A 13185-nucleotide genomic window follows, 5' to 3' on the forward strand; every position below is an offset into this window, starting at 1 on the left:
TACCAGCCGGGGAAATCGGCGGGTGAAAATCGCATGATAATATTTAGCCGCCTTCATGCCCGTCGCCAAGCGCCACGATGAATACCGGCTAACCTCTTTCCATGACGGTGATGTGATGGCCATGGCGGGACAAATTTGCCGCACCTTGCAGCCATTTTCATCGGTTGGGTTCAATCGATCAATTTTGCCGTTTTTCCGGCTTGCACTCATAGGTAGCCGGGTCTAGCCATAGGACTGAGGATCAAATCTGCCAGACTGTCTGTCCCTTGAAAGGGGCGTCCGGGTCGCGTTCCACGCGGCCGGGGGATGCTTTGCGTTGCGGTCGGTGTTTGGGGACGTTCAAATGCAAAAGGGTTTTCTGCTCGGTCTGTTCGCTTATGCGACCTTTTCCATGGGCGATGCCACCATCAAGTCGCTTGGATCGCAGATCAGCGTTTTCGAAATCGGCTTCTTCAGCATTCTGTTTTCCGGCATCTTCATCTTCTTCAGCAAGCCGCGTGAGGAAAGGTGGCGTGAATTCTGGCGCATGAGCCGGCCCTTCGCCGTGCACGGGCGCGCCATCTCCGGCCTTTTCGCGGGTATTTTCGGCATCTATGCCTTCACCACCATTCCGCTGGCGGAAGCCTATGCGCTGATCTTCCTGTCGCCGCTTTTTGTGACCGTGCTTTCCGCCGTCGTGCTGAAGGAGAATATCGGTCCATGGCGCTGGGCGGCGGTTCTGGCGGGTATCGTCGGTGTCATTCTGGTCGTGCGGCCGGGCTTCAAGACGCTGGAACTTGGGCATTTCGCCGCCATCGGGGTCGCCTTTCTTGCGGCGATGACCATCGTTTTGCTGCGCTCGCTTGCGGGCAAGGAAAAGCGCACCTCGATCATGGGTGTGCTGCTCATCTACGGCCTCACCTTCAACGGTATTGCCTCCATCCCCGAATTCGTCATGCCCAATCTGCACCAGCTATTGGCCTTCGCCTTCATCGGCCTTTGCACGGCAACGGGGCAGATCACCCTTCTGGTCGCCACCCGCATCGCGCCGGCGAGCCAGATCGCGCCATCGCATTATTCGCAAATCCTCTGGGCCGTGGCGATCGGCATGGCCTTCTTCCATGAATATCCGGATGCGGTCGCGGTGCTTGGTCTGGCCGTCATCGCCGCATCGGGACTGCTGACGATGATCCGCGAAAAGGTGAGGCTGGGCACCGTGCGCTGGAACCCGTTTTTCCGCAATCGGCTTTGAACTCACTCTTGATCGGAAACAGTGCGTCAACCGAAGCGCGGCTTGTGAAGCGGCGGCAACCCGGCCCATAAGGCTTTCATCTTTAGATGAACGGAGAGCCGCAAATGCTCGTGGATGGAAAATGGACCGCCGAATGGCATCCGGTGCAGGCAACCGACAGGAAAGGCGGCTTCGTTCGCCAGACCTCCGGTTTCCGCAACTGGGTGACGCCTGACGGTTCGGCGGGGCCGACGGGCGAGGGCGGTTTTGCGGCCGAAAGCGGCCGTTATCATCTTTACGTCGCGCTGATCTGCCCATGGGCATCGCGCACGCTGATCGGCCGAAAGCTGAAGAAGCTGGAAGAGGTGATTTCCGTTTCCGTTGTCGAGCCCGCCCTTTCCGACGAGGGCTGGAAATTCGGTGACTATCCGGGCGCGGATCGCGATGCGCTCAACGGCTTCACCTATATGCACGAGGTCTATACCAGCGCGGATCCGCATTATACCGGTCGCGCCACCGTGCCCGTGCTTTGGGACAAAAAGACGAAAACCATCGTCAACAACGAATCCGCCGATATTCTGCGCATGCTGAATTCCGGTTTCGGCGCTCTGGCCGACAATAGCGTGGACCTCTATCCGGAAGCTTTGCGCGATGAGATCGACGCTCTCAATGACCGCATCTATCCGCGCCTCAACAACGGCGTTTACAGAACCGGTTTCGCCACCACGCAGATCGCCTATGAAGAGGCTTTCGCCGATGTATTCGCGACGCTTCAGGAGCTCGAAAGCCGCCTCGTCTCAGGCGGGCCTTTCCTGTTCGGCGATCTGCTGACCGAAACGGATGTCCGGCTTTTCGTGACGCTGGTGCGGTTCGATGCCGCTTATTACGGCCTGTTCAAATGCAATCTTCGCCGTATCGCCGATTACCCCGCCCTTCAGGCCTATATGATGCGGGTGCTGACCATTCCGGGCGTGCGAGATACGGTCAATATCGACCATATCAAGCGCGGTTATTATTCCATCAAGGCGCTCAACCCGACCCGCATCGTGCCCGTCGGTCCCGATCTTCCGGGGCTGTATGACGTTTCCCCCAGCCCTTCGAACTGAGCGGATGGCGGACTAGACCGGCTTGCCGACCTGATCGAGCAGCCATGCCTGAAAGGCGCGGGCCAGCGCATTGTCCTGCCGTCCTTCCGGCAGGGCCACGTAATAGCTCTTGTCAGTCTGCAGGGGAATGTCGAAGACGATTTCGAGGCGGCCGGAGGCAAGTTCCGCCTCGATGAGATATTTCGGCAGAAGGGCAAAGCCGATGCCGCTTGCGGCGGCCTCGATGATCATCGAGAACTGGTCGAAACGGCTGCCCTGATAAGCATTCTCCGCCGTCACACCGTTCATCTCCAGCCATTCCGTCCATAGTTTCGGCCGTGTCGTCACATGCAGCAGCGGCTGCCCGGTCAGATCCTGCGGCTGTCTCACGCCGGCGCGGCGCACAAGGGCGGGGCTCGCGACCGGCACGATCACCTCGTTGCATAAAAATGTGCAGGTGCCATGCGCCCAGACCGGCTGGCCATAGTGAATGGCGAGATCGAAACCTTCCTCGTCGAAATCGAAGGGATGCGAGCGCGAGCCGATGGTGATCGTTATTTCCGGATTAGCGTCGATGAAGCGGTGGAGGCGCGGCATAAGCCAGCGGCTGCCAAAGGTGGGCAATGTCGCGACGGAAAGCGATGCATGTGAAGTTCCCGCCGAGACCGCGCGCACCATCAACTGTTCGGATTGCTGCAATAGGCGCCGCACATCGGGCAGGAATTTGCGCCCCGCCTCCGAAAGCACGACCCGCCTGCGGATGCGCTCGAAGAGCTGCATTCCGGTCTGCGCTTCGAGTTCACCGATCTGCCGGCTCACCGCGCTCTGCGTAAGGTTGAGTTCTTCCGCTGCACGCGTAAAATTGCCATGCCGTGCCGCGCATTCGAACGCCTGCAGGGTAACGATGTCAGGGACCAGTCTTCTGCGCGGATCCATTCCATTCTCGCATCAACTTACCCGCTTTCCTCATTGGAAAAGGGTCATTATGGCCATATATGATTACGGGAAAGAATGGAACGGTGCAAAACGCCAGTTTCACATAACGAATGGCAAATTCGGGGAAAGAAGAGTGACGGGAGTTGAAAGCGCCGTATCGAAACGGCCTTTCCTCCCCTTTTAAGCCAAAAGGACGATGGACATGGATGCGACCACGAAGCTCGACGTGAAACAGGAAGCCGCGGCCCTGCTCGACAGGATGGGCGTTGCCCGCGATCTCTATACCGGCGGCGATATGGCCTCCTTCAGCCCGGTGACGGGTGAACAGGTCGCGAATCTCAAGACCGTTTCGGTCGAGGGTGTCGCAGCCGTGATCGACCGGGCCGATGCCGCCTTCAAGGCATGGCGCAATGTGCCGGCGCCCCGCCGTGGCGAACTGATTCGGCTGCTCGGCGAAGAGCTGCGCGCCTTCAAGGCCGATCTCGGCCGTCTCGTCTCGCTGGAAGCGGGTAAGGTTCCCTCCGAGGGCCTCGGCGAAGTGCAGGAGATGATCGATATCTGCGATTTCGCGGTCGGCCTTTCCCGCCAGCTTTATGGTCTCACCATCGCCACCGAACGCCCCGGTCACCGCATGATGGAAACCTGGCATCCGCTCGGCGTCGTCGGTGTCATCTCCGCCTTCAACTTCCCGGTCGCGGTGTGGTCGTGGAATGCGGCGCTCGCCATCGTCTGCGGCAATTCGGTCGTCTGGAAGCCTTCGGAAAAGACGCCGCTCACGGCGCTAGCCGTTCAGGGCATCTTCGAGCGCGCCGCCGCCCGTTTCGGCGATGCACCGGAAGGTCTTTCGCAGTTGCTGATCGGCGACCGTGCCGTGGGTGAAGCTCTGGTGGACAATCCCAAGGTGCCGCTCGTCTCCGCCACCGGCTCCACCCGCATGGGTCGCGACGTTGGCCCGCGTCTGGCGAAACGCTTCGCCCGAGCCATTCTGGAACTGGGCGGCAACAATGCCGGCATCGTCTGCCCTTCCGCCGATCTCGACATGGCGCTGCGCGCCATCGCCTTCGGCGCCATGGGCACGGCCGGCCAACGCTGCACCACGCTTCGCCGTCTCTTCGTGCATGACAGCGTTTATGACCAGCTCGTGCCGCGTCTGAAAAAGGCCTATGCCTCCGTTTCCGTCGGCAACCCGCTGGAAACATCGGCCCTCGTCGGCCCGCTGGTCGACAAGGCGGCTTTCGACGGCATGCAGAAGGCCCTCGAAGCGGCGAAAGCCCATGATGGCGTGGTGAATGGCGGCGGTCGTGTGGATACGGGTGCGCCGGATGCCTATTACGTCAAGCCGGCTCTGGTCGAAATGCCGAAGCAGGCGGGGCCTGTGCTGGAAGAGACTTTCGCGCCGATCCTTTACGTGATGAAGTATAGCGATCTCGATCACGCGATAGACGACCATAACGCTGTCGCTGCTGGTCTTTCCTCGTCGATCTTCACCCGCGACATGCAGGAATCGGAACGGTTCCTGTCGTCGGAAGGCTCCGATTGCGGCATTGCCAACGTCAATATCGGCACCTCGGGTGCGGAAATCGGTGGCGCCTTTGGCGGTGAGAAGGAAACCGGCGGCGGCCGTGAATCCGGTTCGGATGCGTGGAAGGCCTATATGCGCCGCGCCACCAACACCATCAACTACTCCAAGGCGCTGCCGCTGGCGCAGGGCGTTTCCTTCGACATCGAATAATCGCGTCCCTATAGACAAATTGATCCATCATGCCGGCGCGGCTCCATCCGCGCCGGCATTTCTATTCGATGGCTCAGACGGGAAGGTCCGCGACGATTTGCGGAAAAGAGCTATTTCCGCGGAATTTTATTCCCGCAATATTGCCGATATTGAATTATCGTCTCTCTATCGTTTTAATGGAAAACCCTAGCATTGCTCCATATCGTGAACCGGCCAGAGGGGCTGGTGACAAGGAGATGAAATGCCAGCCATCACCCGCCGCGCGCTTTCCGCTAGCCTTTTTGTTGCCGCCGCATTCTCCGTCCTGCCGCTGCAGGCGCAGGCGGCGGAAGAGCTGAAGATCGGTTATCAGAAAACCGGCCTGCCGGTGATCGCCAGACAACAGGGCGTCATCGAAAAGGCGCTTGAGGCCAAGGGCGTGAAGGTTTCGTGGGTCGAATTCACCGCTGGCCCGCCGCTGGTGGAAGCCCTGAATGTCGGCTCCATCAATGTCGGCTGGACGGGCGATGCGCCGCCGATCTTCGGGCAGGCGGCAGGTTCGGCCATCGTTTATGTCGCGGCCCTTCCTTCGAACGGCAAGGGTGAGGCGATCTTCACCAAGCCTGAAAGCGGCATCAAGTCGGTTGCCGATCTCAAGGGCAAGAAGGTCGGCGTCGGCAAGGGCACCAGCGCGCATAATCTGCTGGTGGCGGCAATTGAGAAGAATGGCCTGAAATTCAGCGATATCGAGGTGGTCTATCTCAGCCCCGCCGATGCCGCGGCAGCTTTCGCCAGCGACAAGATCGACGCCTGGGCCGTCTGGGATCCGTTCTATGCGATTGCCGAAACCCGCTACAAGCCGGTCACTCTGGCCCGCACCAGCGATGTGCTTGCCGTCAGCACCTATTTCCTCGCCAATCGCGATTACGCCAAATCCAATGCGGATACGATCAACATCACCATCGATGCTCTGGGCGAGGCGGCGAAATGGTCCGCCGCCAACCGCGACAAGGTCGCCGCAGCTTTGCATGAAGTGACGGGCGTGCCGCTGGAGGCGCAGACGCTCGCCGCGAACCGCTCGGAATTCGGCATTACCAAGATCAATGACAAGATCGTCGCCAGCCAGCAGGAAACCGCCGACCGCTTTTATCGCCTCGGCCTGATCCCGAAACAGATCAGCATCAAGGATGCCGTCTGGTCGGGCGCGACGAACTGATCCCCGATCCGGAGGCTTCGCCATGAGCATCAGAAGGCGCATCGAGGTTGGAAGCATCACGGGTTGGCTGCTTCCCGCCATCATTCTTGCAGGCTGGGAAGCAGCCTCCCGCATAGGGCTTATTTCAGGAAATGTCCTTCCAGCCCCTTCCGCCGTTGCGGAAGCCTTCTGGCGGCTTTTGCTTTCGGGGGAACTCATTGCCAATATCGGCGTGAGTTCCGCCCGTGCGCTTGTGGGTTTCGCCATTGGCGGCTCTATCGGCTTCATTTTCGGGCTGGCCAATGGCCTCTCGAAATTTTCCCGCAGCTTCACCGATACGACGCTGCAGATGATCCGCAACATTCCGCATCTGGCGCTCATTCCGCTGGTCATCCTGTGGTTCGGCATCGATGAGGAGGCGAAGCTGTTCCTCGTCGCGCTCGGTGTGTTTTTCCCGATTTACATCAACACGCTGCTCGGCATTCAGGGTGTCGATCCGCAACTGGTGGAAATGGGCCGCACCTACGGCATGTCGCCCTTCACGCTGTTCCGGCGGGTCATCCTGCCCGGTGCGCTGCCCGCCATTTTCACCGGGCTGCGTTATGCGCTCGGCATCATGTGGCTGACGCTTATCGTGGCCGAAACCATCTCTTCCTCGTCCGGCCTCGGCTATATGGCCATGCAGGCGCGCGAATTCCTGCTGATCGATGTCGTCGTGCTGTCGATCCTCATCTATGCGCTTCTCGGCAAGCTGGCCGACAGTTTCGCCCGCTTCCTCGAAAGCATCTTCCTGCAATGGCATCCAGCCTTCAAGAAAGTCTGAGGTAACCCATGTCGACCGGCAATGTGACGACGCTGAGACGCCCGGATGCCCCGCCATCCCTCCTGTCACAGGGAAAAATCGAACAACGCGAGAAGACGAGCGAAGGCAAGGTCGCCTTCAGCTTCCGCAATGTGGCGAAGAGCTTCGGCGACAAACCGGTTCTGCGCGGCATCGATCTCGATGTGCGGGAAGGCGAGTTTCTGGCCATCATCGGCAAGAGCGGCTGCGGCAAGAGCACGCTCCTGCGCATTCTGGCCGGCCTCGACACGCCGACCACCGGAACCGTCTCGAAAGATGCATCGAGCCGCACCCGCATGATGTTTCAGGAGCCGCGTCTTCTGCCGTGGGAACGTATCGCGAGCAACGTCTCCGTGGGGCTGACCGGCATCGCCAAGGGCGAGGCGGCGCAGGAACAGGCGCTTACAATTCTCGAAGAGGTCGGGCTGAAAGACCGGGCTGGCGAATGGCCTTATGTGCTTTCCGGCGGCCAGAAGCAGCGCGTTGCTCTGGCGCGTGCGCTGGTGGCCCATCCGCAAATCCTGGCGTTGGACGAACCACTTGGCGCGCTTGACGCGCTCACCCGCATTGAAATGCAGCTTCTGCTGGAGCGCATCTGGCGCAAGCAGAAATTCACCGCCGTGCTCGTCACCCATGATGTTTCCGAGGCCGTGGCGCTTGCGGATCGCATTGTCGTCATCGATGAAGGGCGCATCGCGCTCGATCTCGATGTGAAATTGCCCCGTCCGCGCCGTCATGGCACGGCGGAATTCGCAAGGCTGGAAGAGCAGGTTTTGAACCAGCTCTTCGGCCGCGGCGACACCAACGGATAAGGCATGAACCGGCAGGGCCGAGACCCCGCCGGACGATATCATCAGCCAATGCTCATCAGGCTGGCATTGCCGCCGGCGGCTGTGGTGTTGACGCTGACGGAAACCTCTTCGACCAGCCAGTCGAGATTATAGGGCTGGCTTTCCCCGGAAAGCGCTTCCGTTGTCGCCGCCTGAACGAGAACCAGCGGGCCGGGCAGGGCGGCGATCTTTTTATTGACGGCCACGATACGCTCCGCATCGCCCTCGACCAGCGCGCCGGCGAAGGGCGCTGATTTTTCCCAGTCATCCGCCCAGACGATGCGCGAGGTCACGGTTGCCGGCAGTCCGTAAATGGATTTCTCCAGTCCCGAAGCATTATCGATGACAACCGCGTTTCCGGTCGCAAGCGCTGCCGCAAGCTGGCGGTAAAGCCCCTGTTCGGTTGCCGGAACCAGCAGAACCTTTCCACGCGGATGCAGCGCATAGACATTGCGCTCGCCGACGGGACCCGCCAGCTCGGTTTCGAAGCCGAGGCCGGAAAGTGCCGCCGCCTGCCGTGCGGCTTCGGCCGCGACGGTCTCGCCGTTTTCATCCAGCCAGCGGGCGAGATCGACGGCGGCCTGATCCTGCTGGCTGGCGATGCGGTCGATCTTAGGTGCGGTCTGCGTCATACGGCCGAGATAGAGCGGGCCGCCCGCCTTGGGACCGGTGCCGGAGAGGCCGCGTCCGCCAAAGGGCTGCACGCCGACAACCGCGCCGATGATGTTGCGGTTCACATAAAGATTGCCGGCCGCGACGCGGGACAGAACGTGCTGGATCGTGTCGTCGAGACGGGTATGCAGGCCGAAGGTCAGGCCGTAACCGGTGGCGTTGATCTCGTCGATCAGCCGGTCGAGATTGTCACGCTTGAAGCGGATGACGTGTAGCACCGGCCCGAAGACTTCGCGCTTCAGATCGGCGAGCGATTTCATCTCGATGATTGTCGGCGGCACGAAGGTGCCCTTGCCGGTTTCGCCGGCAAGCGTGATTTGTTCGATGCCATGGCCAAGCCCGCGCATGCCCTCGATATGCTTTTCGATGATGCCCTTCGCCTCGGCGGTAATGACGGGGCCGACATCGACGGAAAGCTTGTCGGTGCGGCCGATCCGCAATTCGTGCAGCGCGCCTTTCAGCATGTTGAGCGTGCGGTCCGCCACATCTTCCTGCAGGCAGAGGATGCGCAGCGCCGAGCAGCGCTGGCCGGCGCTGTCGAAAGCGGATGCAATGACATCGGCGACGACCTGCTCGGCAAGCGCGGAGGAATCGACGATCATGGCGTTCTGGCCGCCGGTTTCGGCGATCAGCGGCACCGGCTGGCCATTGGTCAGAACCCGGCCGGCAAGCTGGCCCTGAATGAGCCGCGCCACTTCCGTCGAACCCGTGAACATCACGCCGGCCGTCAATGGTGAACCAACAAGGGCCGCCCCCGTCTTGCCGTCGCCCGGCAGAAGCTGCACGGCGTCCTGTGGAACGCCGGCCTCATGCAGCAGGCGCACGCCCTGCGCCGCGATCAGCGGCGTCTCTTCGGCGGGCTTCGCCAGCACCGGATTGCCGGCAACCAGCGCCGCCGTCACCTGACCGATGAAGATGGCGAGTGGGAAGTTCCACGGGCTGATGCAGACGACGGGGCCAAGCGGGGCCTCGCCGGATTTGAAGTTCCTGCGGGCTTCCGCTGCGTAATAACGCAGGAAGTCGATGGCCTCGCGCACCTCGGCAATGGCGTTGGGCATGGATTTTCCCGCCTCACGCATGATGAGGCCGAGCAGGGCAGGCATTTCGGCCTGCATGGCGTCGGCGGCGCGCTCGAGGCAGGCGGCGCGTTCGTCCACCGGGGTGGAGGGCCAGTTCGAGGCCGCCGCCCGCTGCATGGCCGCCTCGACATCGGATTCGGTGGGCTCCGTCACATGGCCGACGATATCATTGTGGTCGCCGGGATTGAGAACCGGGCGCGTGTTGCCGCCTGCCTGCGGTGCCGACGCTTTCCACTCCGTTGCAGCGCCTGCCTTCAGGGTCTTGTCCAGTGCGGCGAGCGTCGTTTCGCTGGAAAGATCGAGGCCGGAGGAATTTTTGCGTTCCGGGCCGAACAGGCCTTCAGGGGCGGCGATGCGGTCGTGGCGCGCGCCGGGAACGGCATAGGCCTTGACCACCGCGACCGGGTCTTCCAGCAGGGAATCCACCGGTACGGCGGGGTCGGCAATGCGGTTGACGAAGGATGAGTTTGCACCGTTTTCCAGCAGGCGGCGGACGAGATAGGCCAGCAGCGTCTCATGGGTGCCGACGGGGGCATAGAAACGGCAGGGCCGGTCGAGCTTCTTCTTGCCGACGACTTCGCTGTAAAGCGGTTCGCCCATGCCATGCAGGCACTGGAACTCATAGTCGCCGAGTTTGAAGCCGGGGCCGGCGAGATGGTAGATCGTCGCCATGGACTGCGCATTATGGGTCGCAAATTGCGGGAAGACCAGATCGCGTGCGGCGAGCAGCTTGCGGGCGCAGGCGATGTAGGAAACATCCGTATGCACCTTGCGGGTGAAGACCGGAAAGTCCTCCAGCCCCTCCACTTGCGCGCGTTTGATTTCCGCATCCCAATAGGCGCCCTTGACGAGACGCACCATGATGCGCCGGCCCGAGCGGCGGGCGAGATCGATAATGTAGTCCAGAACGAAGGGGCAGCGGCGGCCATAGGCCTGCACGACGAAACCGAGGCCGTTCCAGCCGGCGAGATCCCTGTCGAGCGCCAGCTCTTCCAGAAGATCGAGCGACAGTTCCAGCCGGTCGGCTTCCTCGGCATCGATGTTGAGGCCGATGTCGTATTTCTTGCTGAGCAGCATCAGCGATTTGACGCGCGGCAGCAGCTCCGCCATCACCCGCTCGGCCTGGGCGCGAGCGTAACGCGGATGCAGCGCCGAAAGCTTGATGGAAATGCCGGGACCGCCATAGATGCCGCGCCCGGCAGACGCCTTGCCGATGGCGTGGATGGCGTTTTCGTAGTCCTTGTAATAACGCTCCGCATCCTTCGCGGTTGTCGCGGCTTCGCCCAGCATGTCGTAGGAATATTGGAAGCCCTGTTCTTCCAGCGGCTTCGAACGCTTGATCGCTTCGCCGATGGTTTCGCCGGTGACGAATTGCTCACCCATCATGCGCATGGCCATGTCGACGCCGCGACGGATGACGGGTTCGCCGGCGCGGGCGATCAGTTTGGTCAGCGCCGCCGAGAGGCCGCTATCGTTTACGGTGGAGGTCAGCTTGCCGGTGATGACGAGACCCCAGGTGGCGGCGTTGACGAAAAGCGAGCGCCCGCCGCCAATATGGGACTTCCAGTCGCCGCGGGCGATCTTGTCGCGGATCAGCGCGTCGCGCGTGGCAGTGTCGGGAATACGCAGCAGCGCCTCGGCGAGGCACATCAGCGCCACGCCCTCATGGCTGGAGAGCGAATATTCCTGCACCAGCCCTTCGACGCCGGTGCCCTTGGTCTTGGCGCGCAATGCCTCGATCAGTTTGCGGGCCGTGTCGCGAATGGCTTTCGTCTCTTCAGCCGTTACCGATGCCGCCTCGATCAGCGGCGCCAGGCATTCTTCCTCCGGGCGGCGATAGGCGGCGGTGATCGCCTTGCGCAGCAGGCTTTGCTCGCGCACCGGCGGCGCAAAATTCTGGAAGATACCGTTCGCCACTACACCGGCGTTGCTTGCACCATCGGCCATTCTGAAAATCCTGAAAACGCTGTTGAAGACAGACCTTCGGCGGCAGCGTGTCCTCCGCCCGCCGCTTGTCATCCTGTGGCAGACAATATCATCACCGCAGAAATTGCTATGGCCCTATTTTCAGGATAAAACAGGCAATATGAACTTTTATTTTTTAAATATGGCGTAAAATCACATGGCTAATAGTCAAAAAACAGACGATCTGGATCACTTCGATCTCAAGATTCTCGAGGCGCTGAGCGAAGACGGGCGCATGTCCGTGCTGCAGCTCTCGAAACGGGTCGGTCTTTCCAAGACGCCCTGCCAGACGCGGCTGAAGCGGCTGGTGGATGAGGGCTATATTCTCGGCTTTCGCGCCATGCTCAATCCGCAGAAGCTCGGTGTCGATCACATCGCCTTCGCCGAGGTAAAGCTTTCCGATACGCGCGAAAAGGCGCTGGAGGAATTCAACGCGGCGGTGCGCAAGATCAAGGAAGTGGAGGAGTGCCACATGATAGCCGGTGCCTTCGATTATCTTCTGAAAGTGCGCACCAGCGATATCCGCAAGTATCGAAGGGTGCTCGGCGAGAAAATCTCGAGCCTGCCATCCGTCGCCAACACCTCGACCTTCGTGGTCATGCAATCGGTCAAGGAAACGGGTATCTGAAGGGGTAACACGCAGACAGTGGCAGGCGCGCGCTTGCCGTATCATCCGCACACCGTCACCCCGGACTAGATCCGGGGTCCAGTGCGATCAAGTCATTGATCGCGAGAGAGTCCTTTCGCGGCGCAGACGCGCCGTGGCTGGATGCCGGATCAAGTCCGGCATGACGGAGGAGAGGTTTGCGGCCTTTGTCATGGTTTTAACGGGCAGACGCAGGCCTGCCCGTTCGCCACTGTCGGAATTCAGCGCTCTCAGCGCGCCGTGGCCGCCGCCGTCACGGCGCTCATCTGCGCGTCCGGGCCGAACTCGTTTTCGTTTTCGATGCCGAGCAATTCCTGCAGGCGCAGCCTTGCGCGGCTGACACGGCTCTTGATGGTGCCGACGGGGCAACCGCAGATTTCAGCGGCTTCCTCGTAAGCAAAACCCGAGGCGCCGATAAGCAGGATCGCTTCACGCTGGTCGTCCGGCAGCTTTGCCAGCGCTGCGCGGAAATCCTGAAGGTCGACCGAACCATGCTGTTCCGGCGGCACCGACAGGCGCGAGGTATAGACGCCGTCCGTATCCTGCACCTCACGGCCTGATTTACGAATCTGGCTGTAGAACTCGTTGCGCAGGATCGTCACCAACCATGCCCGCATATTGGTGCCCGGCTGGTAGCTGTCCTGTTTCGCCCATGCCTTCATGATCGTGTCCTGCACGAGGTCGTCGGCACGGTCCCGCGAGCGGATGAGCGAGATCGCGAAGGCGCGCAGGTTCGGCAGCGCCGCCAGCATTTCCCGTTTGAAGTTGTATTCTGTCTGCTCCGGCTCTTTCGCCATCATTCCTCCGAAGCCTTCATTTTGGCTCTGCTTTCGGCTTCATCGAGTTTTTCGAGAAGGTCGAGGAATTTGTCAGGGATGCCTTCATCCTGAACGGCATCATAAAGCTCCCTGAGCTTACGGGAAATCACCGCCCGCCCGGAGTGTGGAACCTGGGGGGCGGCCGAATTGTCCGGCTGATCTTGGTCCGATTGAAATATGCTCATAACGTCCGGTAT

Annotated in this window: 11 protein-coding genes; 7 read left to right on the top strand and 4 right to left on the bottom strand. The window is 61.0% G+C overall.

The window, feature by feature from the left end:
- Window positions 1–343 precede the first annotated feature (343 nt).
- Entirely contained in the window at window positions 344–1231 is an 888-nt protein-coding gene (locus CFBP4996_RS21820) for a DMT family transporter (RefSeq protein WP_003522518.1), read from the top strand.
- 104 nt (window positions 1232–1335) lie between these two features.
- The gene (locus CFBP4996_RS21825) at window positions 1336–2316 is read left to right on the top strand and encodes a glutathione S-transferase family protein (protein WP_080853833.1); all 981 of its coding nucleotides are present in this window, start codon (window positions 1336–1338) and stop codon (window positions 2314–2316) included.
- Between the two features lie 12 nt (window positions 2317–2328).
- Here CFBP4996_RS21825 and CFBP4996_RS21830 read toward each other — a convergent pair whose 3' ends face one another.
- A complete protein-coding gene (locus CFBP4996_RS21830; RefSeq protein ID WP_080853832.1) occupies window positions 2329–3231 on the bottom strand; it encodes a LysR family transcriptional regulator in 903 nt (300 codons plus the stop codon).
- Window positions 3232–3433: 202 nt separating this feature from the next.
- On the opposite strand from CFBP4996_RS21830, the gene amaB reads away from it, so the two are divergent.
- From amaB to CFBP4996_RS21850, 4 genes are all read left to right on the top strand, one after another.
- The gene (gene amaB, locus CFBP4996_RS21835; protein WP_080854817.1) at window positions 3434–4963 is read left to right on the top strand and encodes an L-piperidine-6-carboxylate dehydrogenase; all 1530 of its coding nucleotides are present in this window, start codon (window positions 3434–3436) and stop codon (window positions 4961–4963) included.
- Between the two features lie 241 nt (window positions 4964–5204).
- A complete protein-coding gene (locus CFBP4996_RS21840) occupies window positions 5205–6158 on the top strand; it encodes an aliphatic sulfonate ABC transporter substrate-binding protein (protein ID WP_080853831.1) in 954 nt (317 codons plus the stop codon).
- A gap of 22 nt (window positions 6159–6180) precedes the next feature.
- On the top strand, window positions 6181–6960 hold the full coding sequence (locus tag CFBP4996_RS21845; RefSeq protein ID WP_080839070.1) for an ABC transporter permease subunit: 780 nt from the start codon (window positions 6181–6183) through the stop codon (window positions 6958–6960).
- 8 nt (window positions 6961–6968) lie between these two features.
- Entirely contained in the window at window positions 6969–7790 is an 822-nt protein-coding gene (locus CFBP4996_RS21850; protein WP_080853830.1) for an ABC transporter ATP-binding protein, read from the top strand.
- A 41-nt stretch (window positions 7791–7831) separates the two neighbouring features.
- On the opposite strand, the gene putA is transcribed toward CFBP4996_RS21850, so the two are convergent.
- On the bottom strand, window positions 7832–11506 hold the full coding sequence (gene putA, locus CFBP4996_RS21855; protein ID WP_080853829.1) for a trifunctional transcriptional regulator/proline dehydrogenase/L-glutamate gamma-semialdehyde dehydrogenase: 3675 nt from the start codon (window positions 11504–11506) through the stop codon (window positions 7832–7834).
- A gap of 175 nt (window positions 11507–11681) precedes the next feature.
- On the opposite strand from putA, the gene CFBP4996_RS21860 reads away from it, so the two are divergent.
- The gene (locus CFBP4996_RS21860) at window positions 11682–12152 is read left to right on the top strand and encodes an Lrp/AsnC ligand binding domain-containing protein (protein ID WP_003522526.1); all 471 of its coding nucleotides are present in this window, start codon (window positions 11682–11684) and stop codon (window positions 12150–12152) included.
- A gap of 248 nt (window positions 12153–12400) precedes the next feature.
- Here the strand turns inward: CFBP4996_RS21860 and CFBP4996_RS21865 are convergent, their stop codons facing one another.
- Both CFBP4996_RS21865 and CFBP4996_RS21870 read right to left on the bottom strand, forming a co-directional pair.
- The gene (locus CFBP4996_RS21865) at window positions 12401–12967 is read right to left on the bottom strand and encodes an RNA polymerase sigma factor (protein WP_003508744.1); all 567 of its coding nucleotides are present in this window, start codon (window positions 12965–12967) and stop codon (window positions 12401–12403) included.
- Window positions 12967–13173 (bottom strand): NepR family anti-sigma factor, encoded by a 207-nt coding sequence (locus tag CFBP4996_RS21870; RefSeq protein ID WP_003522527.1) that lies wholly within the window; start codon window positions 13171–13173, stop codon window positions 12967–12969. Before CFBP4996_RS21870 ends, CFBP4996_RS21865 begins: the two co-directional genes overlap by 1 nt.
- Window positions 13174–13185 lie beyond the last annotated feature (12 nt).

The sequence above is a fragment of the Agrobacterium leguminum genome, assembly GCF_005144435.2.
Lineage (GTDB): Bacteria > Pseudomonadota > Alphaproteobacteria > Rhizobiales > Rhizobiaceae > Agrobacterium > Agrobacterium leguminum.